24 protein-coding genes are annotated in these 24823 nt (G+C 72.3%); 12 read left to right on the top strand and 12 right to left on the bottom strand.

Annotation, left to right across the window (positions count from 1 at the left end; translation table 11 throughout):
* The first annotated feature begins 2 nt into the window (after positions 1-2).
* On the top strand, positions 3-590 hold the full coding sequence (locus tag KM842_RS12320; protein ID WP_216258758.1) for a YdeI/OmpD-associated family protein: 588 nt from the start codon (positions 3-5) through the stop codon (positions 588-590).
* Between the two features lie 379 nt (positions 591-969).
* On the opposite strand, the gene mtnN is transcribed toward KM842_RS12320, so the two are convergent.
* From mtnN to KM842_RS12305, 3 genes are all read right to left on the bottom strand, one after another.
* A complete protein-coding gene (gene mtnN / locus KM842_RS12315; protein WP_253206122.1) occupies positions 970-1704 on the bottom strand; it encodes a 5'-methylthioadenosine/S-adenosylhomocysteine nucleosidase in 735 nt (244 codons plus the stop codon).
* A 116-nt stretch (positions 1705-1820) separates the two neighbouring features.
* Complete coding sequence (gene msrA / locus KM842_RS12310) at positions 1821-2342, bottom strand: peptide-methionine (S)-S-oxide reductase MsrA (protein ID WP_216258754.1); 522 nt, start codon at positions 2340-2342, stop codon at positions 1821-1823.
* Between the two features lie 108 nt (positions 2343-2450).
* Positions 2451-3446 (bottom strand): helix-turn-helix transcriptional regulator, encoded by a 996-nt coding sequence (locus tag KM842_RS12305; protein ID WP_216258752.1) that lies wholly within the window; start codon positions 3444-3446, stop codon positions 2451-2453.
* A 193-nt stretch (positions 3447-3639) separates the two neighbouring features.
* Between KM842_RS12305 and KM842_RS12300 the strand changes: the two genes are divergently transcribed.
* From KM842_RS12300 to KM842_RS12290, 3 genes are all read left to right on the top strand, one after another.
* Positions 3640-5367 (top strand): AMP-binding protein, encoded by a 1728-nt coding sequence (locus KM842_RS12300; protein ID WP_216258751.1) that lies wholly within the window; start codon positions 3640-3642, stop codon positions 5365-5367.
* Between the two features lie 74 nt (positions 5368-5441).
* A complete protein-coding gene (locus KM842_RS12295) occupies positions 5442-5609 on the top strand; it encodes a hypothetical protein (protein WP_216258750.1) in 168 nt (55 codons plus the stop codon).
* Positions 5610-5759: 150 nt separating this feature from the next.
* Positions 5760-6221, top strand: coding sequence for a BLUF domain-containing protein (locus KM842_RS12290; protein ID WP_216258749.1), 462 nt, complete (start codon positions 5760-5762; stop codon positions 6219-6221).
* 17 nt (positions 6222-6238) lie between these two features.
* Here KM842_RS12290 and KM842_RS12285 read toward each other — a convergent pair whose 3' ends face one another.
* Positions 6239-6538 carry a Dabb family protein gene (locus tag KM842_RS12285; protein ID WP_216258748.1) on the bottom strand — a complete coding sequence of 100 codons (300 nt, stop codon included), beginning with the start codon at positions 6536-6538 and terminating at the stop codon, positions 6239-6241.
* 166 nt (positions 6539-6704) lie between these two features.
* On the opposite strand from KM842_RS12285, the gene KM842_RS12280 reads away from it, so the two are divergent.
* The gene (locus KM842_RS12280; RefSeq protein ID WP_216258747.1) at positions 6705-7061 is read left to right on the top strand and encodes a VOC family protein; all 357 of its coding nucleotides are present in this window, start codon (positions 6705-6707) and stop codon (positions 7059-7061) included.
* Positions 7062-7225: 164 nt separating this feature from the next.
* On the top strand, positions 7226-8713 hold the full coding sequence (locus KM842_RS12275; RefSeq protein WP_216258746.1) for a PepSY-associated TM helix domain-containing protein: 1488 nt from the start codon (positions 7226-7228) through the stop codon (positions 8711-8713).
* 159 nt (positions 8714-8872) lie between these two features.
* Here the strand turns inward: KM842_RS12275 and KM842_RS12270 are convergent, their stop codons facing one another.
* Together KM842_RS12270 and KM842_RS12265 are read right to left on the bottom strand one after the other, a co-directional pair.
* Positions 8873-9337: a DUF4383 domain-containing protein gene (locus KM842_RS12270; RefSeq protein WP_216258745.1), complete on the bottom strand. Its 465-nt coding sequence runs from the start codon at positions 9335-9337 to the stop codon at positions 8873-8875.
* Between the two features lie 116 nt (positions 9338-9453).
* Entirely contained in the window at positions 9454-9756 is a 303-nt protein-coding gene (locus KM842_RS12265; protein ID WP_253206121.1) for a metal-sensitive transcriptional regulator, read from the bottom strand.
* Between the two features lie 79 nt (positions 9757-9835).
* Here KM842_RS12265 and KM842_RS12260 point away from each other — a divergent pair, with 79 nt between their 5' ends.
* The 4 genes from KM842_RS12260 to KM842_RS12245 are packed head-to-tail and all read left to right on the top strand — an operon-like array spanning position 9836 to position 14634.
* Complete coding sequence (locus KM842_RS12260; RefSeq protein WP_216258742.1) at positions 9836-10063, top strand: heavy-metal-associated domain-containing protein; 228 nt, start codon at positions 9836-9838, stop codon at positions 10061-10063.
* Positions 10064-10068: 5 nt separating this feature from the next.
* Positions 10069-12282, top strand: coding sequence for a heavy metal translocating P-type ATPase (locus tag KM842_RS12255; RefSeq protein WP_301183797.1), 2214 nt, complete (start codon positions 10069-10071; stop codon positions 12280-12282).
* On the top strand, positions 12279-12734 hold the full coding sequence (locus KM842_RS12250; RefSeq protein WP_216258740.1) for a DUF4396 domain-containing protein: 456 nt from the start codon (positions 12279-12281) through the stop codon (positions 12732-12734). The genes KM842_RS12255 and KM842_RS12250 overlap by 4 nt, the downstream gene beginning before the upstream one ends.
* A gap of 52 nt (positions 12735-12786) precedes the next feature.
* Positions 12787-14634 (top strand): BCCT family transporter, encoded by a 1848-nt coding sequence (locus KM842_RS12245; RefSeq protein WP_216258738.1) that lies wholly within the window; start codon positions 12787-12789, stop codon positions 14632-14634.
* 85 nt (positions 14635-14719) lie between these two features.
* On the opposite strand, the gene KM842_RS12240 is transcribed toward KM842_RS12245, so the two are convergent.
* The 3 genes from KM842_RS12240 to glgX are packed head-to-tail and all read right to left on the bottom strand — an operon-like array spanning position 14720 to position 17917.
* A complete protein-coding gene (locus tag KM842_RS12240) occupies positions 14720-14908 on the bottom strand; it encodes a hypothetical protein (RefSeq protein WP_216258736.1) in 189 nt (62 codons plus the stop codon).
* Positions 14909-14952: 44 nt separating this feature from the next.
* On the bottom strand, positions 14953-15840 hold the full coding sequence (locus KM842_RS12235) for an SDR family oxidoreductase (RefSeq protein ID WP_216258735.1): 888 nt from the start codon (positions 15838-15840) through the stop codon (positions 14953-14955).
* Positions 15841-15898: 58 nt separating this feature from the next.
* Positions 15899-17917, bottom strand: coding sequence for a glycogen debranching protein GlgX (glgX, locus tag KM842_RS12230; protein ID WP_216258732.1), 2019 nt, complete (start codon positions 17915-17917; stop codon positions 15899-15901).
* Between the two features lie 173 nt (positions 17918-18090).
* On the opposite strand from glgX, the gene KM842_RS12225 reads away from it, so the two are divergent.
* Entirely contained in the window at positions 18091-19098 is a 1008-nt protein-coding gene (locus tag KM842_RS12225; RefSeq protein ID WP_216258730.1) for an AraC family transcriptional regulator, read from the top strand.
* Positions 19099-19252: 154 nt separating this feature from the next.
* Here KM842_RS12225 and KM842_RS12220 read toward each other — a convergent pair whose 3' ends face one another.
* The 3 genes from KM842_RS12220 to KM842_RS12210 are packed head-to-tail and all read right to left on the bottom strand — an operon-like array spanning position 19253 to position 22774.
* On the bottom strand, positions 19253-20056 hold the full coding sequence (locus tag KM842_RS12220; protein ID WP_216258728.1) for a copper homeostasis protein CutC: 804 nt from the start codon (positions 20054-20056) through the stop codon (positions 19253-19255).
* A complete protein-coding gene (locus KM842_RS12215) occupies positions 20053-21597 on the bottom strand; it encodes a M81 family metallopeptidase (protein WP_253206120.1) in 1545 nt (514 codons plus the stop codon). The genes KM842_RS12220 and KM842_RS12215 overlap by 4 nt, the downstream gene beginning before the upstream one ends.
* Complete coding sequence (locus tag KM842_RS12210) at positions 21590-22774, bottom strand: ROK family protein (RefSeq protein WP_216258726.1); 1185 nt, start codon at positions 22772-22774, stop codon at positions 21590-21592. The genes KM842_RS12215 and KM842_RS12210 overlap by 8 nt, the downstream gene beginning before the upstream one ends.
* Positions 22775-23013: 239 nt before the next feature.
* On the opposite strand from KM842_RS12210, the gene KM842_RS12205 reads away from it, so the two are divergent.
* A complete protein-coding gene (locus tag KM842_RS12205; protein WP_216258724.1) occupies positions 23014-24810 on the top strand; it encodes a peptide ABC transporter substrate-binding protein in 1797 nt (598 codons plus the stop codon).
* The last annotated feature ends 13 nt before the right edge of the window (positions 24811-24823 follow it).

Below are 24823 nucleotides of genomic sequence, written 5' to 3'. Positions count from 1 at the left end.
CCATGGTGGAGCGGAGCGCACCTGAGCAGCTGATCGTCCCCAACGCGGCAGCATGGCGCGCCTGGCTCGATGAGCGTGAAAGTGCCAGCGACGGCGTCTGGCTCGTGCTGGCGAAGAAGGGCACGCAGAGCCCGACTTCCCTCACGTATACGCAAGCCCTGGACGAAGCTCTGTGCAGCGGGTGGATTGACGGACGCAAGAGCGCAGTCGACCAGGCGACCTTCCGTCAGCACTTCACTCCCCGCCGGGCACGTTCCATGTGGTCGCAACGGAACATCGCCCTCGTCACCGCGCTCCTCGACTCGGGACGCATGCGCGACCGCGGACTGGCGGAGATCGAACGCGCACAGGCTGACGGACGCTGGGAACGCGCCTACGCAGGAGCATCTTCAATTGAATGCCCCGATGACCTGGTGCAAGCGCTCAGCGCATCTCCTCGCGCGGACGCGGCTTTCCGTGCCCTGACGAAGTCGGCCCGCTACCCGATCCTTCTCGACGTAACAACTGCGATGACGGCCACGACACGGGCTGCACGAATCTCTCGGCACGTGGCGAGGTTGGCGGACAGCCCTGACAACCGCTTCGGATGAACGCCGGACGACCGTCCCGATAGCCGGTCCTCCTGCGTACGGGCCGTCGCGGTCGCGCGCAGCTCTCACCATCTGTCTCACACAGGTGGTCCGCAGACAGTCGCGATGGCGGGGTGCTGTCCGGACGCCCATCCAGGGGCGGGTGTTTCGCCTCCGCGCTGCTCTCGGGAGCGAGCGTCCCCCTTCGTTCGGCTGCACGGTCGGCCCTCGTTGGCAGCCGGTGAGGAGGAACGGGACGGCGACGAGCAGTGCGACGGTCGCAGCCACTCGGCTGGTGCGTGTCCTCATCGAGCCCCCGATGGATGCGGACGGTCCAGGACGGCTTGCTCGTCCGGTGTCACCGCCGCCGCCACGATGTCCGGCGCGATCGCCATCGGTCTCAGCCCCTCGGCAGCACCGCACGCCGCGCCAGCCCCAGGACGACCCCGTGCGCCACCCGCGCAGCCCGCGCCGCGGCGTCGTCGAGGTGCTCCCGGAACTGCTCACCGTCAGGTGCGCACAGGTCGCTGATGCCCCGGATCGACACGAACGGCATGGCGTGCACGTGCGCGAACTGGGCGATGGCCGCGGACTCCATGTCGACCGCCGCCACCGTCGGGAAGGCGTCGCGGAGGAGCAGCGCCCGCCCTTCCGTGACGAAGACCTCGCTCGAGCCGATCGGTGCGGCGCGGACGACGTCGTCGGTCACCACGGCGCGTGCGCTGCGCACGAGGTCGGCGCCGGCCGAGAAGCCCGGCGGCATGCCCGGCACCTGGCCGAGCGCGTACCCGAACGCGGTGGCGTCGGCGTTGAGGTTGACGTACCAGTCGCCGACCACCACGTCCCCGAGCGCGACGTCGCGGGCGAGGCCACCGGCGGTCCCGACGCTGACGACGGGGATGCCGGAGCCGAAGTCGTGGAAGGCGTGCGCGACGGCGGCGGTCGCGTTCGTGAACCCGATCCCGCTGCGGCGGACGGCGACCGTGGCGCCGTCGACGTCGAGCAGGTGGTGTTCGTCGTGCCCGCCGGTCGGGCCGTCCAGGACCGGGTCGCCGCCGAACAGGTCGGTGAACGCCGAGACCTCTTCGCTCATCGCGGCGATGACGACTGCGACGGGTCGTCGGGAGGCTTCCACCCACCGATCCTCCCACAGCGGCCGTGCCGCGTCTGCAGACGCGACCCCGGACGGACGGGAGGCCCGGTACCAGCTGGTACCGGGCCTCCCGTCCGTCGTGTGGTCGCGCGGGGCCGTCAGGCCGTGGCGGCCGCCTCGCTGCGCTTCGGCAGCACCCAGTTCGGGCGCACGTAGTGGCAGGTGTACCCGTTCGGGATCTTCTCGAGGTAGTCCTGGTGCTCCTCCTCGGCCTCCCAGAACGGGCCGGCCGCGGTGACCTCGGTGACGACCTTGCCCGGCCAGATGCCCGAGGCGTCGACGTCGGCGATGGTGTCGAGTGCGACGTCGCGCTGCTCGTCCGAGGTGAAGAAGACGGCCGACCGGTAGCTGACACCGACGTCGTTGCCCTGCCGGTCCTTGGTGGACGGGTCGTGGATCTGGAAGAAGAACTCGAGGAGCTCGCGGTACGAGATCACCGTGGGGTCGAAGACGATCTCGACGGCCTCGGCGTGCGTGCCGTGGTTGCGGTAGGTGGCGTTCGGGACGTCGCCGCCGGAGTAGCCGACGCGGGTGCTGAGGACTCCGGGCTGGCGGCGGAGGAGCTGCTGCGCTCCCCAGAAGCATCCGCCGGCGAGGATCGCGGTCTCGGTGGTGGTCATCGGTACCTCCGTGGTTCGTGACGCTGGCTGCGACAGTACCCGGTGCAACACACGAGGGGCCCTGCGTGTTCCACGGTCACGGAACCCGCGTGCTGCCGACCGTGCGGATCAGCGGCGCAGCGTGTTCCGCGGGTACTCGCCGAAGGTGGCCCGGTACGCGGCCGAGAACCGACCGAGGTGCGCGAAGCCCCAGCGGCGGGCGACGGACTGGACGGCCGTGGTGCCGACGTCGGCGTGCAGCAGTTCGCGGCGCACGTGGTCGAGCCGCACGTGCTGCAGGTACTGCATGGGCGTCACCCCGAGGTGCCGCTGGAACGCCTCCTGCGTGGCCCGGACGCTGAGGCCGGCGGCGCGCGCGACCTCGGAGACGCTGACCGGCTCGGCGGCGTGCTCGTGCACGTACTCGACGGCGGCGCGGAGGCGGGCCCGACGCGGCAGGAGGACGGCCGGCGGCAGCTCGGCCGCGGTCGGCGGGTACATGCGGAGGAAGGCGGCGGCGGTCCCGCGGGTCAGGGTGTGCCAGAGCAGGGTGTCGACGCCGCCGGTCCGCAGTTCGCGCGAGAGCAGCGCCAGGCTGTTCCGCCAGAGCGTGACGGCGGCGGGGTCCAGCACGCGCAGGTGGTCGATGCCGAGGTCGGCGACCTGGCCGGTGTGGAACTGCTCGTCGGCGACCTCGTGCACGAGTCGGCGGGACATGTGCACGACGCGCTGGTCGTAGTCCTCGTACTCGAAGACGAACTCGCGGGCGGTGGGGAACAGCATCGGCACGTCGCCGGTCATCGGCACGCGGTCGCGCAGGACGTCGGGGACACCGTGGCCGGTCGTCAGCCACTGCACGATGTAGTCGTCGGACGCCGGGATCGCACCGCGGATGGCGCCGGAGATCTGCGAGCGGCGGAGGGTCACGTCGGCGTCGCCCACGGCCGTGTACCGGTACCCGAAGGGACGGTCGGTGGCACGAGCGGACCACCCGCGTCCGGCGTAGTAGCCGCTCAGGTCGAGGACGGCCCGGTCGGGTGCGCTGCCGGCGGCCTCGATGCGCACGGTGCTGCGGGACTCGACGTCGTCACACGCGGTGGGCCTGCGGTCGTCGATCGTGGTCATCGTGCGCGCAGCTCCTCCCGTTCGTGGTGCGGGCACGGCCGTCGGCCCTGCCCGGTGCGCGCGCGGAGCGCACCACGCAGGACCATACGGAGGCGCGGATCGCGGCCGACAGGGGTTGACCCGGCCTGTCCCGATGCGGTATTGCACCTGTGTCGCCGTGCGCGGAGTCACCTGGATGGGGCAAGGTCAGTGCATGCGCACCGAACCCGCCGCCGCCATCCGCGCCGCCCGCGACGTCCTCATCGCAGCACGAACCGACAGCGCCGCGGCCCGCGCGACGTTCCGCTGGCCGGACGTCGGCGACACGTTCAACTGGGCGATCGACTGGTTCGACGTGGTCGCCGCCGGCAACGACCGGGAGGCGCTCGTCATCGTCGAGGAGGACGGCAGCGAGTCGCGCACCACCTACGCCGAGATGTCGGCGCGCTCCGACCGGCTGGCGGCCCGGCTGCACGACCTCGGCGTCGCGAAGGGCGACCACGTGCTGCTCATGCTCGACAACCAGCTCGAGCTGTGGGAGTCGATGCTCGCGGTCATGAAGACCGGCGCGGTGATCCTGCCCACGTCGACGATGCTCGGTGCGGCCGACCTGCAGGACCGCATCGACCGCGGCCACGTGGCCCACGTCGTGACGAGCCTGCGCGAGACCCCGAAGTACGCGGACGTCACGGGCGACTTCACCCGGATCGTGGTCGGTGGGGCCGCCGACGGCTGGACGAGCTACCCGACCGACCTGGGCGAGCCGGCACCCGCGGGGGAGTGGCGACCCGAGGTGGTGACGGCGGCCTCCGACCCGTGCCTGGTCTACTTCACCTCCGGGACGACCGACAAGCCGAAGATGGTCGTGCACACGCAGACGTCCTACCCCGTGGGGCACCTCACCACGATGTACTGGATCGGCCTCGAGCCCGGCGACGTGCACCTGGCGATCAGCTCGCCGGGCTGGGGCAAGCACGCCTGGAGCTGCTTCTTCGCCCCCTGGATCGCCGAGGCCACCGTCTTCGTGCACAACCAGGAGCGCTTCGACCCGGCGGCCCTGCTGCACCAGCTCGAACGGGCTCGGGTCACGTCGTTCTGCGCGCCGCCGACCGTCTGGCGCCTGCTCATCCAGGCCGACCTCGGCAGCCGCCCGAGCGCCCTCCGCGAGGTCGTGTCCGCCGGCGAGCCCCTCAACCCCGAGGTCATCCGCCTGGTCGAGGAGTCCTGGGGCCGGACGATCCGCGACGGCTACGGGCAGACCGAGACGACCGCGATCGTCGGCAACGCCCCGGGCGACGTCGTCCGACCGGGCGCGATGGGCCACGGCCTGCCCGGCGTCACCATCGCGCTCCTCGACCCGGTGACCGGCGAGCCCGGTGCGACCGAGGGCGAGGTCTGCCTCGACCTGACGACGACGCCGGTGAACCTGATGGCCGGCTACCTCGGCGCCGCCGACCGCACCGAGGACGCCCTGCGCTGCGGCTTCTTCCACACCGGGGACGTCGCCACGCGGCACGAGGACGGCTCGCTGACCTTCGTCGGCCGCACCGACGACGTGTTCAAGTCCTCCGACTACAAGGTGTCGCCGTTCGAGGTCGAGAGCGCCCTGCTCCAGCACCCCGCCGTCGCCGAGTCCGCCGTCGTGCCCGCCCCGCACGAGGAACGCCTGGCCGTGGTGAAGGCGTACGTCACGCTCGCCGCCGGGTGGGAGGCGGACGCCGAGACCGCGCGGAGCATCCTCGCGCACGCCCGCACCGCGATGCCGGCCTGGCAGCGCGTGCGACGGGTCGAGTTCGGACCGCTGCCGAAGACCGTGTCCGGCAAGATCCGCCGCGTCGAGCTCCGCGCTCGCGAGGACGCGGCGGCGGGCGGCCCGCAGCTCGAGGGCGAGTGGCGTGACGAGCAGTTCCCGGGCCTCCGCACCGGGCGCCGCGAGGACTGACCGCCACCGGTCACGCCGGGCCGGGTGCCACCCGCTGGACGCGGGGGGACCCGCCCGCGCGTAGCGTCCCCGTCATGAGCGATGCAACGAACGGAACCGGACCCGACGGCGTCTCCGACGAGGAGACCCGACGCACCGACGCCCTCCCCGACGGCTCGGCCTCGGGCGACGCCACGCAGGACCCCGACCAGGACAGCGACGTGGACTCCGGCGGCGAGCCCGCGGAGCCCGAGCACTCCTGACGGACGGGCGCCGCCGGTCGCTCGGGACCCGACCGGCCCTGAGCGGACAGCGGACCGCCCCTCCCAGCCGCGCCGGAGTTCGCTGGCATCCGGTTCCTCACCCGCCCTCCCCGGGTGTGCCGGGCCGGCCGGACCGGAAGCGGTGACCCCATGCTGTCGTTGATCTACTCCAGCGTCGCGACGGACACGTTCGACGACGCCGACCTCGCGGCCCTGCTCGCACAGAGCCGCACCGCGAACGAGCGCAACGACGTGACCGGCATGCTGCTGTTCCGCAACGGGTACTTCCTGCAGCTGCTCGAGGGCCCCGACGCGGCCGTCCGCGCGAAGATGGCCACGATCAAGAACGACACGCGCCACACCAAGGTGACGATGCTGCTCGAGGAACTCGTCGAGGAGCGGCAGTTCCCCGAGTGGACGATGGCGTTCGTGCCGACCTCCGAGGCCGACCTCGACGAGGTGCCGGGCTACCGCTCGACCTTCGACGACGTCGAGGCGGTCTCCACCGAGACGCCCGCCGCCGACGCGGTGCCGCGCAGTGCCTCCCCGGCGCTCCGCGAACTCATCCGCTGGTTCCAGGCCCGCCCCGACCGGTTCCGCACCACCGCCTGACCGCGGGCCGGGCCGGCTCAGGTGCCGACGTCGAACACGACCACGCGTGCGCTGTGCGCCCCGATGTGGTCGGCCACCGGCTGGTGTGCCGGGTGCGGTAAATACGCGTCGCGTGCCGCAGCGTCCCGGAAGCGGACGACGAGCGCCCACTGGAAGCCGCTCTCCATCCCCTCGGGGCTGACGCTCGGCCCCGCCGCGACGGACAGCACGCCGTCGATCGTCGGCAGGTGCTCCTGCGCGAGATCGGTCGCCCGGTCGGCGCCGGTCGCGGTCGCCTCGTCCCACTCCACCAGCACGACGTGCACGATCTCGGTCACGGGGACCCCTTCCTCGGTCGCGCGCCGTCGGCCGTTCCGACGAGGGGCGTCACCGGAAGCCTCCACCGCGGTGGCTGGGCGTACCCCGATCCGGCCGCCGTACTGGGCTGGTGCCCACCCGACGCGGCCTAGCGTCCGGGACACACCACCGACGAGAGGAAACACCATGGCAAGCGGAGTCGCAGCAGTCTGGGTCCCGGTCAGCAACATGGAGCGCGCCGTCGCGTTCTACCGCGACACCCTCGGTCTCACCGTGAAGGACCAGTCCGACGACTGGAGCGAGATCGACGCCGACGGCCTCATGATCGGCCTGAACGGTCGCGAGTCGGCCGGCGGTTCGAGCGAGGGCGGCGCGGTCGTGTCGTTCCAGCCGGACGGCAGCATCGAGGACGAGGTCGCCGACCTGAAGCGCCGTGGCGCGGACATCCAGGGCGAGATCAGCGAGCACCCGTGGGGCAAGATCATCCCCTTCAAGGACAGCGAGGGCAACGACCTGCAGCTGTACGCCCCGCCGCAGGGCTGAGCGACGCCGACGCGCTGCCGCGCGTCTGCCGGACGGGAGGCCCGTGACCAGCCGGTCACGGGCCTCCCGTCTGTCGTGTGTGCGCAGGGCGGACAGGTCTTCTACGTCTTGTAGAGTGAGGGTCGTCGTGGTGCCGGACCCGACGCGAGCCCGCCGAGGACCCGATGACCGCTGTGCACGACCGCCCCGTTCCGCCGCCCGCCGCCCCGGCCGCGACGCCGACCGGTCCCGACCGCCGGCGGGGGTGGATCCCGCAGCTGCTCCTCCGCCTGCACTTCCTGGCCGGACTGTTCGTCGGCCCGTTCATCCTGGTCGCCGCGCTGTCCGGAGCGGCCTACGCGATCGGCCCGTCCGTTGAGCGGATCGTGTACGCGCACGCCCTGAGCGCGCCGTCGACCGCCGCACCGCTGCCGCTCGCCGACCAGGTCCGAGCCGCCCAGGCGTACGTCGACGTCCACCACCCGACCGACACCCTGGCCGCCGCCCGCCCCGCACCCGGACGCGGCGACACGACACGCGTGCTGTACGCGGAGGACGGACTCCTCGAGTCGCAGTCCCGAGCGGTGTTCGTCGACCCGGGCACGGCCGAGGTCCGCGGCGACGAGCTCGTGTACGGCACGTCGGGGTCGCTGCCGTACCGGACGTGGGTGAGCACGTTCCACCGGTCGCTCATGCTCGGCGACGTCGGCCGGCTCTACAGCGAGACCGCGGCGTCCTGGCTCGGCGTCGTGTCGCTCGCCGGTCTCGGCCTGTGGGTCGTGCGCTTCCGGGCGACGCGTGCGCGGACGGCGTCGGGTCGTCCGGCGACGACTGCGCGGCGAGACCTGCTCCGGCCGGCCCGCGGCGTGACCGGGTACCGCCGGACGTCCTCGTGGCACGCGTCGACGGGGGTGTGGCTGCTGCTCGGCGCGGTCTTCCTGTCGGCCACCGGCATCACGTGGTCGCAGTTCGCCGGCGACAACGTCGGGGCGCTCCGGTCGGCGTGGGGCTGGTCGACGCCGTCGCTCGACCGGTCGCTCGGCGATGGTGCCGCCGCCCCCGCCGGGGGTGAGCACGCCGGTCACCACGGCGGCGGGACGGCCGCCGCGGGCACGGCGGTCACGGTCGACGCCGACGCCGACGCCTTCGACGCGGTGCTCGCCGCGGCACGGCGGGTCAACATCGACACCGGCCAGGTGGAGATCACCCCGCCGGCGACGACCGACCAAGCGTGGAGCGTCGCTGAGATCAAGCGCTCGTGGCCGACCCAGGTGGACTCGGTCGCCATCGACCCGCGGGACCTGTCCACGGTGTCGCGGACGGACTTCTCGTCGTACTCGATCCCGGCGAAGGCGGCCCGGTGGGGCATCGACACCCACTCCGGCACGATGTGGGGCCTGCCGAACCAGGTGCTGCTGTTCGTCACCGCGCTCGGCATCGCGGTGATGGTGGTCCTCGGCTACGCCATGTGGTGGCAGCGCCGGCCCACCGGTGCCCGGGTCGGCCGGGCGCCGCGCGGTGGTGCGCTCGCGCGGGCGCCGTGGTGGGGGACCGGGATGGTCGTCGTGGTGGCGCTCGGGCTCGCGCTGCTCCTGCCGACGCTCGGCGTGACGTTGCTCGCGTTCGTCGTCGTCGACGCGCTCGTGGTCACCTTCCGGCGCCCGTCGGCCTGAGCGGGAGGGGCGGCGGCCGCCGGTCCGACCGGCTTCCGGGTCGCTGCGCCGGTGGCGATGTGGCGGCCGGCCGGCGGCCCCAGGTGAACCCGCCGGGACGCGACAGAGCCCCCGGGGTGACCCGGGGGCTCTGGAGGTGGTGCTGGTGCCGACCCGAGGTCAGCGGGCGGTGCGGGCCCCGGCGCGCGGGAGCACGATGCCGAGGATGATCATCGCGACGGCGAGGATCAGGTGCAGCACGTTGTCGGCGCTGTTCAGCGGGACGAAGTTCGCCGCGCTGGCCATGCCGGCCGTGAAGAGGCCGTAGATGAAGAGCACGGCGTAGATGATGCCGCCGACGAGCAGGTACTGGCGCGAGAAGCCGAACGAGCGCGCGGCGATCAGGCCGACGATGCCGAACAGCAGGTGGACGATGTTGTGCAGGACGGACACCTGGAACAGGCCCAGGAGCTGCGCGTTCGAGTCGTTGCCGGCGGCCATCATGCTGCCCATGTCCATGGTCAGGCCGGGGATGAAGCCGGCGATGCCGACGATGAGGAAGACGACGCCGAAGACCAGCGCGCCCTTCTGCGTGAGCGTCCGGCCGTAGCCGTGGTCGGTGCGGGTCGATGCGTTGGTGGTCATGAAGGAACCTTTCGTCAGGAGTCGACGCGGTCGGTTGCCATGCGCCTCGCAGGACATTCGGAGTGGACCAGCAGTCGGTTTGGTGGGACGTCCCAGCAGTACACGCACTTGGCACGTCAGGACCGGACCAAGCGCTTGATGGCCAGAGCCGCCTCCTGGATCTTCTCCTCGGCGGCCGGTCCACCCTGGGCGACGGCGTCGGTCACGCAGTGCCGCAGGTGGTCCTCGAGCAGGCCCATCGACACCGCCTGCAGCGCCTTCGTCATCGCGGACACCTGCGTGAGGATGTCGATGCAGTACTGCTCGTCCTCGACCATCCGCTGCAGCCCGCGCGCCTGGCCCTCGATCCGGCGCAGGCGCTGCAGGTAGTCGTCCTTCGCGGAGATGTAGCCGTGGTGGCGTGCGGGTCCTTCGGACATCGGGAACAGATCCTCGTCGTCGGCGTTACGGTAGGGGTACCCCCCGAGGGTACCCGCACGCACCGACGAGGAGGACCGCATGAGCGACCAGCCGACCGCCACCTACGGCATCGAGGGCATGACCTGCGAGCACTGCGTGATGAGCATCGACGAGGCGTTCCGCGAACTCCCCGGCGTCACCGACGTCCGGGTCGAGCTGGTGGTCGGTGGCCGCTCCACCGCCACGGTCACGAGCACCGCGCCCCTCGACGACGCCGCGGTCGACGCCGCGGTCGACGAGGCGGGCTACACCCTGGTGGAGCGCTGACGACGGTGACCGCCACGGGAGCGCCGGTCGAACTCGCGATCGAGGGCATGACGTGCGCCTCGTGCGCGAACCGCATCGAGCGCAAGCTCAACAAGATGCCCGGCGTCTCCGCGACCGTGAACTACGCCACCGAGACGGCCACGGTCTCCCTGCCGGACGGCACGGCGGTCGACGACGCCATCACCACCGTCGAGCAGGCCGGCTACGGTGCGCGGCTGCCGGAGCCCGAGCAGCCCGACGTCGACGCGCTCGCCCCGCTCCGCCGTCGGCTGGTCGTCTCGACGGTGCTGGCCGTCCCCGTGGTCGCACTGTCGATGGTCCCCGCGCTGCAGTTCCCCTGGTGGCAGTGGGTCGCACTCGTCCTCGCGGCGCCGGTGGCGACCTGGGGTGCCTGGCCGTTCCACCGTGCCGCCGCGGTGAACGCCCGGCACGGTTCCGCGACGATGGACACGCTCGTCAGCATCGGTGTCGCCGCCGCCGCCCTCTGGTCGGTCTGGGCGCTCGTGTTCGGCGGTGCCGGCGGGCCCGACGTGCACATGACCTTCGCGCTCACCGCTCCCCGGGGAGCCGCCCCGGAGCCGTACCTCGAGGTCGCGGCGGCCGTGACCGTGTTCCTCCTGGCCGGTCGGTACGCCGAGGGCCGCGCGAAGACCCGGTCGAGCGCGGCACTGCGGGCGCTCCTGGCCCTCGGCGCGAGCACGGCGCGGGTGCTCCGCGACGGCCACGAGGTCGAGGTCCCGGTCGTGTCGCTCCGCGTCGGTGACCGCTTCGTCGTGCGCCCGGGCGAGCGGATCGCCACCGACGGCACGGTGGTCGACGGCACGAGCGCGGTCGACACGAGCGTCATGACGGGCGAGAGCGTCCCCGTCGAGGTCGGCCCCGGTGCCCCGGTCACCGGCGCGACCGTGAACGTCGGCGGACTGCTGACCGTCGAGGCGCGCCGCGTCGGTGCCGACACCGAGCTCGCCCGGATCGGGAAGCTCGTGACCGCGGCACAGACCGGCAAGGCCCAGGTGCAGCGGCTCGCCGACCGGGTCTCCGGGGTGTTCGTGCCCGTCGTGCTCGGGCTCGCCCTGCTCGCGCTGGTCGGCTGGCTCCTGCTGACCGGGGACGTCGAGGCGGCCCTGACCGCGGCCGTCGCCACGCTCGTCATCGCCTGCCCCTGCGCGCTCGGACTCGCCACGCCCACGGCGCTCCTGGTCGGGACCGGCCGTGGCTCGCAGCTCGGCATCCTCATCCGCGGCCCGCAGGTGCTCGAGGCCACCCGCCGCATCGACACCGTCCTGCTCGACAAGACCGGGACCGTGACGACCGGCACCATGCGCGTGACCGCCGTGCTCCCCGCCGACGGCGAGGACGCCGACGCCGTGCTGCGTGCCGGTGCCGCCGCCGAGTCCGGGTCCGAGCACCCGATCGCCCGCGCCCTGGTCGCCGCGGTGCCCGACGCACCCCGGCCGGAGTCCTTCGCCTCGACCGCCGGACTCGGCGTGCAGGCCGTCGTCGAGGGTGCCCTCGTCCTGGTCGGTCGTCCGGCCTGGCTCCGGGACGCCTGGGCCGTGTCGGTGCCGGAGGCCCTGACCGCCGCCGCCGAGGAGGCCGAGGCCGCCGGTCGCACCACGGTCGCGGTCGCCCGGGACGGCCGGGTCCGGGGCCTCGTCGTCGTCGCCGACACCGTCGCGCCCGGTGCGGCCGACGCCGTCACCCGCCTGCACGACCTCGGCCTCGAGACGATGCTCCTCACCGGGGACGCCGAGGGGGGCGCCCGGAGCGTCGCCGACCAGGTCGGGATCGCCCGCGTGACCGCCGGGGTCCGGCCCGAGGACAAGTACCGCATCGTCACCGAACTGCAGGCCGCGGGACGCACCGTGGCGATGGTCGGCGACGGGGTGAACGACGCCGCCGCGCTCGCCGCCGCCGACCTCGGCATCGCGATGGGCACCGGGACCGACGCCGCCGTCGAGGCCGCCGACATCACCCTCGTGCGCGCCGACCTCCGTGCCGCCGTCGACGCCGTCCGGCTGTCGCGACGGACGCTCTGCACGGTCCGGACCAACCTGTTCTGGGCCTTCGCGTACAACGTGGCGGCGATCCCGCTCGCGATGGCCGGGCTGCTCAACCCCGTGATCGCGGGCGCGGCGATGGCGCTGTCCTCGGTGTTCGTGGTGACCAACAGCCTCCGACTGCGCCGCTTCCGGTCCGTCGACGCGAGCACACGGTGAGCGGGCACGACACGGCCACGACCACGTGGGCGACGGCCGCGCAGGCGACGCTGCACTGCCTGACCGGCTGCGCGATCGGCGAGGTCCTGGGCATGGTCGTCGGTACCGCGACCGGGCTGCACAACGCCGGCACCGTGGTCCTGTCGATCGTGCTGGCCTTCGTGTTCGGCTACGCGCTGACCATGCGCGGGGTGCTCCGGTCCGGCCTGTCCCTCGGCGCGGCACTGCGGGTGGCGCTCGCTGCCGACACGGTGTCGATCACGGTCATGGAGATCGTCGACAACACCGTGGTGGTCGCGATCCCCGGTGCGCTCGACGCGCAGCTCGACCAGTGGCTGTTCTGGGGTTCGCTGGCCCTGTCGCTGGCGATCGCGTTCGTCGTCACGACGCCGGTGAACCGCGCCCTGATGCGCCGGGGGCTGGGCCACGCGAAGGTGCACGCGCACCACTGACGACGACGAGCGGCGGACGGGCTGCCCAGGGCCGACGGGCACCATGGTCGGCATGTCCACGACGAACCCACCCGCCTCCGGGCCCGTGACCGCCGACGACCTCCCGCCCGGATCACCGGCCGACACGAGACGGTTGCGGCCCTGGGTGTTCTGGCCGGCCGCGGTGGTCGTGCTCGGCTTCGTCGCCTGGACCCTCGTCGCCCCGGGCTCCGCCGAGGCCGTGTTCGTCGCGCTGCAGGACGGCATCGTCCGGAACTTCAGCTGGTACTACGTGCTCATCGCCGCGTTCTTCGTGGGCTTCTCGCTCTGGGTCGGCTTCAGCCGGTTCGGCGACGTGAAGCTCGGCAAGGACGCCGACGAGCCGGAGTTCTCGACCGCGTCCTGGTTCTCGCTGCTCTTCGCAGCCGGCATGGGCATCGGCCTCGTCTTCTACGGGGTCTCCGAGCCCCTCAGCCACTTCGCCTCCCCGCGCCCGGGTGTGACCGGCTCCGAGAGCGAACTCGCGCAGCAGGCACTCACCCAGACGTTCCTGCACTGGGGGCTCCACGCGTGGGCGATCTACGTCGTGCTCGGCCTCGCCCTGGCCTACGCGATCCACCGCCGCGGTCGCCCGGTGTCGATCCGCTGGGCGCTCGAACCGCTCCTCGGCAGCCGCGTGCGGGGCGGGTGGGGGAACCTGATCGACGTCATCGCGCTCGTCGGGACCCTGTTCGGCGTGGCCACGTCGCTCGGGCTCGGCGTGATCCAGATCGGCGCCGGCCTCGACGCCGCCGGGATCGTCGAGAGCAGCGTCGTCAGCCAGCTCGCGATCATCGCGGCGATCACCGCACTGACGATCGTCTCCCTGGTCACCGGGGTGAGCAAGGGCATGAAGGTCCTGTCGAACTTCAACCTGCTCCTCGCCGCCGCGCTCCTGCTCTTCGTGCTCGTCGTCGGTCCGACGCAGTTCCTGCTCCGCGACTTCGTCCAGTCGATCGGCGCCTACCTGCAGAACCTGGTCGGCCTGTCCTTCAACGTCACCGCGCAGCAGGGCCGGGCGGGCGAGGAGTGGCAGGGCACCTGGACGACGTTCTACTGGGGCTGGTGGATGTCCTGGGCACCGTTCGTCGGCGTCTTCATCGCGCGCATCTCGAAGGGCCGCACGGTCCGCCAGTTCGTGTTCGGCGTGCTGCTCGTCCCCACCGTGCTGACGTTCCTGTGGTTCGCCGTGCTCGGTGGTGCGGCCATCCACCGACAGACGGACGGCGCCGGCGGCCTCATCGGCGCGGACGGGTCGGTCGACGTCGAGGGGTCGCTCTTCGCGCTGCTCGCCGACCTGCCGGCCGGTGTCGTGCTGACCTTCGGCGCGATCCTGCTCATCGGGGTCTTCTTCGTCACCTCGTCGGACTCGGGCTCGCTCGTGATGGCGATGATCGCCTCCGGCGGGGACATCGAGCCGAGGAACTGGCTGCGGGTCTTCTTCGCCACGGTCTCGGCACTGCTCGCGGTCGCGCTGCTGCTCACCGGCGGGCTCACCGCCCTGAAGACCGCGGCCATCACCACCGCACTGCCGTTCAGCATCGTGCTGCTGCTCACGTGCTGGTCGATGGTCATCGCCTTCACCCGGGAACGTCGCGCCTACGACAAGGCCGAGCGTGCCCTGCTGCTCGAGAAGGTGGGCGAGTACTACGGCCTCGAGGTCGACGCCCCCGCCGAGCGCCCGGTCGGTGCCGGACTCGCACGACCGTGGCGGGCCGTCGCCGACCGCGTCCGGGGCCGTCGCGGCGCACGACCCGGCGCACCGGTCGAGGGCGGCACCGCGGTCCCCGAGCACGGCCGTACGGTCCCGTCCGCTGCTGCCGGACCGGACACGTCGGCAGCCCCCGCCGCCGACGCGACGGACCGGAGCGACGACCGCTGACGCAGCCCACACGACGGACGGGAGGCCCGGTACCAGCTGGTACCGGGCCTCCCGTCTCGTGGTCGGCGCGTCCGCGCCCGGCCGCTCAGACCTCGGTGTCACCCTCGGCGGCAGCGTCCTCCTCCGGGTTGAAGTGCGAGTCGTCGCCCGCGAACCCGGCGGCGATGCCCTCGGGCTCGTTGGGGACGGTCCCGTCCTCGCCCAGGCCGTCCGGCTTCGGCGTGCCCTCGGGGTCGTGCGCCGTGGTGTCGCGCGCGGTGTCGTCGTTGCTCATGGTGTGCTCCTTCGCAGATCGTGCCGGCCGGGGTCCGACGGCGGTCAGAAGGCGGGGGTGCCGCCGGCGATCGTGATCGTCGACCCGGACTGGTAGCTCGATTCTGGACTGACCAGGTGGACGTACGCCGCACCGAGCTCGGCGGGCTGGCCCGGACGGCCGAACGGCGACTGCTGCCCGAACGTCGACACCGTCTCGGCGTCGTCGGAGCCCGGCTGCAGGGGCGTCCACACGGGGCCCGGGGCGACCGAGTTGACGCGGATGCCCTTCGGCGCGAGCTGCTGGGCGACCGCCTCGGTGAAGAGCTTGACAGCGCCCTTCGACACGGCGTAGTCGATCTTGTCCGGCGACGGGGTGGACGCCTGGATCGAGCCGGTCGTGACGATGGTGGAACCCGGCTCGAGGTGCGGCACGGCGGCCTTCGTCAGCCAGAACAGCGAGTAGATGTTCGTCTTGAAGGTCGAGTCGAACATCGACGTGTCGAGGGTCAGGATGTCCTCGTTGCTGTCCATCCGACCCGCGACCATGACGAGCGTGTCGAGGCCGCCGAGCTCGTCGACGCCCTTCTGCACGAGGTCGATGCAGTACTGCTCGTCCGAGATGTCACCGGGGAACAGCACGGCCCTGCGGCCCTCGCCCTCGAGCAGGTCGCGGACCTCCTCCGCGTCCTCCTGCTCGTCCGGCAGGTAGGACAGCACGAGGTCGGCGCCCTCGCGGGACAGCGCGATCGCGGCGGCGCGCCCGATGCCCGAGTCGGCGCCGGTCACGATGCCCCGGAAGCCCTCGAGTCGACCCTTGCCGACGTAGCTCTCCTCGCCGTGGTCCGGCTTCGGGTCCATCTTCCACGCGGCACCCGGGAGCGACTGTTCCTGCTTCGGGAACGGCGGCACCGGGTAGAGGGTGGTCGGGTCCTTCTTCTCGTACTGGCTCATCGTTCCACTGTCCTCTCGGTCGTCTGACGGGGCTCTCGTGCTGTCCTGCCGGTGCCGACTACTGCAGCGCCGTGAACGAGGCGTCGCGGACGAGCAGCGTCGTCGCGTCGCCGTCGACGGCCTGGTCGGGGTCGCTCGACAGGCCGAGGCTCCACGAGCCGCCACCCGGGCGCTCGGGGAGGGTGAACTCGACGGTCGTCTCCGAGGCGTTGAGCAGCAGTGCGACGGAGTCGTCGCCCTCGGTGAGGACGAGGATCACGGCACGGTTGCCGCCGTCGGTCCAGTCGCCGTCCTCGAACCCGTTGGCGTCGGCACGGAGCACCGACACGGTCGAGGCCGAGTCGCCCGGCGCGGTGCGGTACCAGCGCGGGCGGAGTGCGGTGTGCGCCTTGCGGAACGCGATCGCCGCGGTGGTGAAGGCGAGGAGGTCCTCGTCGGCACGCTCCCAGTCGAACCACGAGATCTCGTCGTCCTGGCAGTAGGCGTTGTTGTTGCCGCCCTGCGAGCGGGCGATCTCGTCGCCGCCCAGGATCATCGGCACGCCGGCGGAGAGCAGCAGGGTGCCGAGGAAGTTCCGGCGCTGGCGGTTCCGGTAGTCGTTGACGCTCTCGTCGTCGGTCGGGCCCTCGATGCCGCCGTTGAACGAGGTGTTGTCGCTCTCGCCGTCGTTGTTGTCCTCGCCGTTCGCCTCGTTGTGCTTCTCGACGTACATGGTGAGGTCGGCGAGGGTGAAGCCGTCGTGCGCGGTGACGAAGTCGACCGAGCAGAGCGGCGACCGGCGGGAGCCCTCGTAGACGTCCGGGCTGCCGAGGACGCGCTGCACGGCGTCGCCGAGCGTGCCCTCGTCGCCGCGCCAGAACGCGCGGAGGTCGTCGCGGTACTTCCCGTTCCACTCGGACCAGTCGGCGGGGAAGCCGCCCACCTGGTAGCCGGCGGTGTCCCACGGCTCGGCGATCATCTTGACGTCGCGGAGCACCGGGTCCTGGTGGATGATGTCGAGGAACGCGGAGTGCTTCTCGGCCTCGCCGTCCTGGCGGGTCAGCGTCGTCGCGAGGTCGAAGCGGAAGCCGTCGACGTGCATCTCCTCGACCCAGTAGCGGAGCGAGTCCGTGATGAGGCCGAGCGCCGTCGGGTGCGACACGTTGAGGCTGTTGCCCGTGCCGGTGGTGTCGAAGTAGTTCGCCTCGTCGCCCTCGACCAGGCGGTAGTACGACTGGTTGTCGATGCCCTTGAAGGACAGCGTCGGGCCCATGTGGTTGCCCTCGGCGGTGTGGTTGTAGACGACGTCCATGATGACCTCGAGCCCCGCGGCGTGCAGGGCCTTCACCATCTCCTTGAACTCCGCGACCTGCTGGCCGGCGGTGCCGCTCGAGGAGTACTCGTCGTGCGGGGCGAAGAAGCCGATCGAGTTGTAGCCCCAGTAGTTGCGCAGGCCCTTGTCGGCGAGCGTCGAGTCCTGCACGAACTGGTGCGTCGGGAGCAGCTCGACCGCGGTGATGCCGAGGTCGGTGAGGTGCTTGATGGCCGCCGGGTGCGCCAGGCCCGCGTACGTGCCGCGGATCTCCTCGGGCACGTCGGGGTGCTGCTTCGTGAAGCCCTTGACGTGGACCTCGTAGACGACGGTGTCGGCGAACGGGGTCTCGAGGCGGGTGTCGCCCTCCCAGTCGAACGAGCGGTCGGCGACCACGGAACGCGGCATCGCGGCGGCGGAGTCGGACTCGTCGATCTGCTCCGGGTCGTCCATGTCGTGGCCGAACAGCTCCTGGCCCCAGGCGTAGCTGCCGTCGATCGCCGTGGCGTACGGGTCGAGGAGGAGCTTGGCCGGGTTGTGCCGCAGGCCGTTCGCCGGGTCCCAGGCGCCGTGCACGCGGAAGCCGTAGCGGGTGCCGACGGTGACGTCCGGCACGACGTCGTGGAAGGTGTAGCCCGTGCGGTTCGTCAGTTCGGTCCGGTGCTCGGTGCCGTCGTCGTCGAACCGGCAGAACTCGATGCGTTCGGCGGTGCTGGAGAAGACGGCGACGTTGGCGCCGCCCTCGACGAGGGTGACGCCGAGCGGGTTCCGCGTGGAAGAGGTCATGCATCCTTCTACCGGTCGGCGACTGTGCCCGCCGCTCGGCCGCGTACCCCGGCCCGGGCCGGGGATCGGGCAGCCGGGAGGCGCGGGTCCGGTCCGGCGCTGGCCCCCGCACCGGGGGCGGTCGACCCGCCGCGGCGCTCGCGCAGATCGGACAGGCATGGGAACATCAGATGGTGACCCATCTGCGCCCGAGCTCGGGGACCTCCGACGGGTTCCGTGCCGTGCGCCTGGCCGGGACGAGCGAGACCCGCTCCGGCGTCCTCGCCGACGCCTACGGCACCACCGGCGGGGTCGGTGACGAGCGCTCGTCCTTCCGCTACACCGGCGCGGGCGACGCCGACCTGTCCCTCCGCGGTTCCGCGGTCGACGGCGGCACCCGCTTCGGCACGATGGAGCCCCGCCCGGACCACATCGTCTTCTGGATCGGCGACGGCACCGCGACCATCACCGACGACCAGGGCACCAGCACCGTCGTCCGCCCCGGGCAGCCGTTCCTGCTCGCCGCCTCGGTGCGGTACGAGTTCGAGGCCACGATTGGACGCGTGTCGATGATGCACCTGTCCGACCGGCTGCTCCGGTCGGCGCTCGCCGGCGAGGGCACGCAGGTCGCCGGGCCCCTGCGCTTCGGCCGGACCCTGGCGGACGCCGACCTGGCGGACCTCCGGTCGCTGCTGCAGTCCGTCGGGCACACGATCACCGACCCGGACGTCACGGGCCGGGAACGCGCGGCACTGAACCTGCGGGTGGCACGGGCCGTGGTCGCCACGTTCCCCGTCGACGCCCCGGCGACGACGAGCAGCGAACGCCTCCGCGACGCCCTGACGTACATCCAGCAGCACGCGCACGACGTCGTCACCCTGGCCGACGTCGCGGCGGCGGCGGGCATGAGCGCGCGTGGGCTGCAGCAGTCGTTCAGCCGGTCGCTCGGCGTCTCGCCGCTCGCGCACGTCCGCAACGTCCGGCTCGACGCGGTGCACGAGGAGCTCGTCGCCGCCGACCCGTCGACCGCGTCGGTGGCCGAGGTCGCCCGCGACTGGGGCTTCGCGCACCTGGGCCGGTTCTCGGGCGCCTACCGGGAGCGCTTCGGCGAGCTGCCGAGCGCGACGCTGCGCGCGGGCAAGGGCAACGCCGCGGACACCGGCGACGCCGCACCCGGCCCGACGCCGGACGACGGCGCCTGACCGCGCGGCGTCCGACCGCTCGGCGTCCGACCGCTCGGCGTCCGACCACCGGGCACCCGGCGTCGAACCCCCGTCCGCCGGCCAGCCTGCCACCGCGGCGCGGTGTCCCGGACGGGAGGCCCGCCCCGCGTCCGGCACGCTCGGCCAGCCGGTCCTACCCGGCGTCGACGGTGGCCCGCGCTGCCCGCACCACCTCGGCGTCCGTCTCGAAGTGTCCGCCGCCGACGTCCCCGGAGCCCATCGGCACGCCCCCGTGCGCGGTGTCCGCGAGCCGCTTGGCGGACAGGTGCACGGCGGCCGCACCGGTCGCGAGGAGCACGGGCACGTCCGCCGGGGTCACGCCCGCGCCGGCCATCACCTGTACGGGCCCGGCGGCGTCGACCATCCGGGTGATCGTCACGGCGCCGGCCAGCGCGGTGGGGGCGCCGCCGGAGGTCAGGACCCGCGTGAACCCGAGGTCGGCGAGCCCGGCCGCGGCGGCGACGGGGTCGGCAGCGTGGTCGATCGCCCGGTGCAGCGTGACCTCGGCCGAGGGACGCTCGGTGCGGGCGGCCTCCACGAAGCGGGCGAGCGCCTCGGTGTCGAGCGTGCGGTCCGGTCGGAGCGCGCCGACGACGACGCCGGCGGCCCCGGAGCGCAGGACGGCTCGGAGCTCGCGGACCATGAGGTCGACCTCGTCGCGGTCGTGCACGAAGCCGCCCGGTCGGCAGCGGACGAGGACGTGCACGGGGACCCCGGTGGCGACGGCGGCCTCGACGAGCCCCTGCGACGGGGTGAGGCCGCCGAGTTCGAGGGCGCTGCAGAGCTCGACGCGGTCGGCGCCGCCGGCGAGGGCGGTGCCGGCGCCGACGGGGGAGGTGACCGCGATTTCGAGCGCGGGCGTGGGGGCAGCGGGCGTGCGGGCGGCGGGCGTGCGGGCGGCGGGCGTGCGGGCGGCGGGCGTGCGGGCGTCTGTCATGCGGAGGCTCCGAGCGGCTGGTCCGAGGCCGGGACGATCCGGGCGGACAGGTCCGGCGGCTCCGGGAAGGTCCGGTCGAACGGGAACACCGGCCGCTCGATGCGGTGGTGCCCGAGGCGTTCGAGGTCCTGGTCGACACCGCCCGGGGTGAGCGCGAGCATCCAGTCGGCGGCCATGTCGTAGAGCTCCGGTTCGAGGTAGCCGATCTTCACGACGACGAGGTCGGCGCTCCGCGGGTCGAGGTCCAGGTCGGTGAAGTCGTGCTCGTGGTGGTACGGCTTGCGGAGCTCGGTGAGGATCGCGAACACGCTGCCGACCTGCAACACGACCTCGACCCGGGCGTCCCGGTCGCCGTGCTTCACCGCGTGCACGCGACCGGTCATCGTGACGGGCCCGGCGTGCAGGTCGTCCACCGCGGCGCCGGCCGTGACGGTCACGGTGGCCCCGACGCCGGCCTCGACGCACGCGGCGACCGCGGCGGGCCCCGGGACGCTGGCGTAGAGGACGACGGGGCCGTCCTCGCTCCGGAACTCCGCACGCGCGAGCAGCTGCGTGAGCCCCCACGTCATGTCGCCGGAACCGCCCGCGGTCGGGTTGTCGCCGGAGTCCGACACGAAGTACGGCCGAGCCGCACCCGGGGCGAGCGCGGCGGCCAGGCACTCGTCGAACGAGCCGGCCGGGGCGACGAAGGCGAAGTCCTCGCGGGCGTCCCAGAACGCCCGGGCCAGGCGCTCGGCACCGGCGGCGACGGCGGCCTCGTCCCAGCCGGTGACGACGGTGACGGCCCGGTTGCGCGCCTGGTCGGCCCACGCGTAGCCGACCCAGATCGCGGCGTCGAGCACGCCCTCGACCCGTTCGACCTCCGACACCAGGCCGTACACCGACGCGGCCGGCTCGATGCGGGTCGAGGTCTTCTCGCCCGGCAGCAGCACCGGGATCGGGATCCACGCCTTCACCGGGCGGCGGGCACCGACGGGTCGGGTGGTCAGGACGTCGACGAGGTTCCGGACCGCGCGCTCCTTCGTCTCGAGGGCGTCCTCGTGCGGGGCCATCCGGTAGCAGGTGATCAGGTCGCACTGGTGGGCGAGGTCGCGCGACACGTTGCCGTGCAGGTCCATGGACGCCGACACGACCACCTCGGGACCGACGACGGCACGGATGCGCTCGAGCAGGGTGGCCTCGGCGTCGTCGAGCCCCTCGACCACCATCGCGCCGTGGATGTCGTACCAGAGCCCGTCGATCGTCGTGTCGGCCGCGATGGCGGACAGGCGGTCGGTGATCTCGGCGCTGAGCTCCTCGAAGTCCGCCCGCGGGACGACCCCGCCGGGCAGGGCGTGCCCGATGAGCGCGCCGCGGAAGTCCGCACGGTCGGCCAGCGGCCCGAGGAAGTCGTAGCGTGCGACGACCTCGTCGCCGCGGTCCGGGTGGAACGCCGGGGCGAGTGTCCGCGTCGGGGTGAACGTCGACGTCTCGATGGCCAGGCCGGCGATCGCGACGACCGGACGGCGGGCGCTGGTGGGGGCGGAATCGGTGTCAGACACGGGTGCTCCTGTTCCTGGTGGTGCGCAGCGGGACGGGGGTGGACAGCTCCTCGAGCGAGGCGGCGAGGCCCCGCTGCAGCGCGAACTGGCCGGCGCCGACGAGACCGGCGTCGGCACCGAGCGAGGCGCGTTCGATGACGAGGTGCTGCGTCACGAGCGGGTGGCAGCTCTCGTACAGCTGGCTGCGCACGGCCGCGACGAAGGGGTCGAGGGTGGAGAGGATGCCGCCGAGGGAGACGGCGTCCGGGTTGAAGAAGTTCACGTTGGCCGCGAGCACCTCGCCGAGGTACCGGCCGGCCAGGCGCACGGCGCGGGTGGCCTCGGGGTGCGCCTCGGACGCGAGCCGGACGACGTCCTGCGTGGACGACACGTCGACCCCGGCGTCGCGCAGGATCCGGACCAGTGCGGCGCCGGATGCCACGGTCTCCAGGCAGCCGGTGTTGCCGCACGAGCACGGGGTGTCCCCGGCGGCGTCGATCCGCACGTGCGTGATGTCTCCGGCGGCTCCCGTCGACCCGCGGTACAGGTGCCCGTCGATGATGATCCCCGCGCCGATCGCCGACCCGGCCTTCACCGTGATCGCCTGGCGGCGGGTGGACGGCTGCACGGTCTGCTCGCCCGCGGCCATGCAGTTCGCGTCGTTGTCGATCGCCGCCGGCACCCCGAAGTGTGCGGTGAGCCACTCGGCGACGGGGAACCCGTTCCACCCGGGCATCCGGCTCGGCAGGTCGACCACGCCCGCCTCGACGTCGACGGGGCCCGGGAGGCTCAACCCGACACCGCGCAGGCCGTCGCGTCCGCGCTCGGCCACGAGCGCGTCGAGGAGCGCGGCCAGCGCTGCCAGGCCGGCGGTCGGGCCGTCGGCGAGGGCGAACGGCACGGTCGAGACGGACTCGAGCACGCCTCCCGGCAGCACGATCCCGATGCGGACGTGTCCGCCGCCGAGGTCGGCGGCGACCGCGTACTCGTCGGTGCCGCCGATGCGGAGGACCTTGCGCGGACGGCCGCCGGTCGAGACGTCGGTGCCCTCCTCGGCCAGGATGCCGTGCCCGAGGAGCTGACCGACCACGTGGGAGACGGTCGAGGGTGCGGCGCCGAGCAACTGGGCGATCTCGGTGCGGCTCGAGGCCTGGCCGCTCGCGATGAGTTCGAGCACGCGGGCGCTGAGGTCCGGCACGACTTTCTCCAATCCGCGGCGTCGGGGTCCGGGATGCCCCGGTCGCACCGAGCCTACGGGGCAGACCAGGCCGTCCGCGCTTTCCGCCGATCCGCAGAAACAGACTATTTACACGAGAACGTTTGTTTTTCCAACGACTTCGGCCATTGACTGTGCCTGTGTCGCCCGGCCTCGCTCGGGCTCCACTCCCCGATCCTCCCCGACGCCGATGGTGGCGTCCTCGCACAAGGAGACACCGCATGACCAAGCCCCGTCGCTGGGCCCTCCTCACCGGAGCCGCGCTCGCGGTGAGCGCCCTGCTCGCCGGCTGCTCCGGAGGCGGGTCGGCCGCCACCGGCACGAAGTCGGACGAGATCAACTACGCGCTGCCGGCGAACTTCACGCCGAACTGGATCCTGCCGATCGGCACCGCGGCGCACCTCAACACGAACAACGGCTCGATCGCGCAGTCGCTGTACGAGCGCCTCATCGCCTACGACGGGTCCACGGGCAAGATCGCGTGGAACAAGGCCGGCTCGGTCGCCACCGCGGCGGACTTCGCGTCCGACGGCAAGAGCGTCACGATCACGCTCGGCGACCGGCACTGGTCGGACGGCACGCCGATCACGAGCCGCGACGTCGAGTTCTGGTTCAACCTGATCAAGGCGAACGCGAAGGACTGGGGCTCGTACTCCGAGGGCAAGGCGCCGGACAACTGGACGTCCTTCACGACCGTCGACGACACGCACTTCACGATCGCGTTCGACAAGGCGTACAACCAGGACTGGATGCTCGCCAACCAGCTGAGCTACATCATCCCGCTGCCGCAGCACGTCTGGGACAAGACCAGCGCCTCCGCCGAGGTGACCGACGCCGACCGCACCGCGGCCGGGGCGAAGCAGGTCTGGAAGGCCCTCAACACCGCCGCGGGCAAGATCGCCGACTACGACTCGGACCCGCTCTGGAAGACCGTCTCCGGGCCGTACGGGCTGTCGTCCTTCACCACCGCGGGCAAGGTCCAGCTGACCGCGAACCCGAAGTACGACGGCGGCGAGAAGGCATCGATCGGGACCGTCAACCTGCTGCCCTTCACCACCGCGGACGCCGAGACGAACGCACTCCGTTCCGGAGCGGTCGACTACGGCTACATCAACGCCACCGACCTCGACCAGAAGGACTCCTTCACGTCGAAGGGCTACGAGGTCGACCCGTGGACCGGCTGGGCCGTCACCTACATGCCGTACAACTTCAACAACCCGGACATGGGCGCCGTCTTCCAGCAGCTGTACGCCCGCCAGGCCGTGCAGATGTCGATCGACCAGACCGCGCTGTCGAAGGTCGTCTTCAACGGCACCGCCACCTCCACCTACGGTCCGATCCCGCAGGCGCAGGAGTCCGACTACGTCTCCGACGTGCAGAAGGACAACCCGTACCCGTTCAGCACGAAGAAGGCCAAGGCCCTGCTCACCAGCCACGGCTGGACCGCGAAGGGCGGCACCATGGTCTGCACCGACGCGGGCAGCGGCGACGACCAGTGCGGCGAGGGCGTGGCCGCCGGGACGAAGTTCACCATGCAGGTGCTCTCGCAGTCCGGCTCGACCGTGACCGACAACATGATGAGCGCGATCCAGTCGTCCCTCGCGAAGACCGGCATCGGCTTCACGATCAAGACGGCCCCGGTGTCGAGCGTCCTGTCGCAGACGCCGACCTGCACCGCCGACGAGGACAGCTGCGACTGGGACCTGTCGTTCTTCGGCACCGCGGGCAGCTGGTACTTCCCGGCCTACCCGACCGGTGAGTCGCTCTTCTCGACGGGCGGCTCGGCCAACTTCGGCAGCTACTCGAACGAGCAGGTCGACGCGCTCATCGACGCGACGACCACCTCGACCGACACCAGCGCGGTGCAGGACTACAGCGCCGCCGTGGCGAAGGACCTGCCCGTGATCTGGCTGCCGAGCCCGGACTACCAGATCTCCGTCAAGAAGAGCGGTCTGAGCGGGTTCGACCAGGACTCGCTCGCGAACTTCCACCCCGCCCAGTGGAAGTGGAGCAAGTGAGCCGCTGACGCGG

The sequence above is a fragment of the Curtobacterium sp. L6-1 genome (assembly GCF_018885305.1).
Lineage (GTDB): Bacteria > Actinomycetota > Actinomycetes > Actinomycetales > Microbacteriaceae > Curtobacterium > Curtobacterium aetherium.
This window is presented reverse-complemented; position numbering and strand designations above follow the sequence as displayed.

What these genes read in the sequence shown, in the direction of transcription:
- KM842_RS12320 (WP_216258758.1), top strand. Translation starts at nt 3, where the DNA reads ATGGTGGAGCGGAGCGCACCTGAGCAGCTGATCGTCCCCAACGCGGCA.
- msrA (WP_216258754.1), bottom strand. Translation starts at nt 2,342, where the DNA reads ATGACCACCACCGAGACCGCGATCCTCGCCGGCGGATGCTTCTGGGGA.
- KM842_RS12305 (WP_216258752.1), bottom strand. Translation starts at nt 3,446, where the DNA reads ATGACCACGATCGACGACCGCAGGCCCACCGCGTGTGACGACGTCGAG.
- KM842_RS12300 (WP_216258751.1), top strand. Translation starts at nt 3,640, where the DNA reads ATGCGCACCGAACCCGCCGCCGCCATCCGCGCCGCCCGCGACGTCCTC.
- KM842_RS12295 (WP_216258750.1), top strand. Translation starts at nt 5,442, where the DNA reads ATGAGCGATGCAACGAACGGAACCGGACCCGACGGCGTCTCCGACGAG.
- KM842_RS12290 (WP_216258749.1), top strand. Translation starts at nt 5,760, where the DNA reads ATGCTGTCGTTGATCTACTCCAGCGTCGCGACGGACACGTTCGACGAC.
- KM842_RS12280 (WP_216258747.1), top strand. Translation starts at nt 6,705, where the DNA reads ATGGCAAGCGGAGTCGCAGCAGTCTGGGTCCCGGTCAGCAACATGGAG.
- KM842_RS12275 (WP_216258746.1), top strand. Translation starts at nt 7,226, where the DNA reads ATGACCGCTGTGCACGACCGCCCCGTTCCGCCGCCCGCCGCCCCGGCC.
- KM842_RS12270 (WP_216258745.1), bottom strand. Translation starts at nt 9,337, where the DNA reads ATGACCACCAACGCATCGACCCGCACCGACCACGGCTACGGCCGGACG.
- KM842_RS12265 (WP_253206121.1), bottom strand. Translation starts at nt 9,756, where the DNA reads ATGTCCGAAGGACCCGCACGCCACCACGGCTACATCTCCGCGAAGGAC.
- KM842_RS12260 (WP_216258742.1), top strand. Translation starts at nt 9,836, where the DNA reads ATGAGCGACCAGCCGACCGCCACCTACGGCATCGAGGGCATGACCTGC.
- KM842_RS12245 (WP_216258738.1), top strand. Translation starts at nt 12,787, where the DNA reads ATGTCCACGACGAACCCACCCGCCTCCGGGCCCGTGACCGCCGACGAC.
- KM842_RS12240 (WP_216258736.1), bottom strand. Translation starts at nt 14,908, where the DNA reads ATGAGCAACGACGACACCGCGCGCGACACCACGGCGCACGACCCCGAG.
- KM842_RS12235 (WP_216258735.1), bottom strand. Translation starts at nt 15,840, where the DNA reads ATGAGCCAGTACGAGAAGAAGGACCCGACCACCCTCTACCCGGTGCCG.
- glgX (WP_216258732.1), bottom strand. Translation starts at nt 17,917, where the DNA reads ATGACCTCTTCCACGCGGAACCCGCTCGGCGTCACCCTCGTCGAGGGC.
- KM842_RS12220 (WP_216258728.1), bottom strand. Translation starts at nt 20,056, where the DNA reads ATGACAGACGCCCGCACGCCCGCCGCCCGCACGCCCGCCGCCCGCACG.
- KM842_RS12205 (WP_216258724.1), top strand. Translation starts at nt 23,014, where the DNA reads ATGACCAAGCCCCGTCGCTGGGCCCTCCTCACCGGAGCCGCGCTCGCG.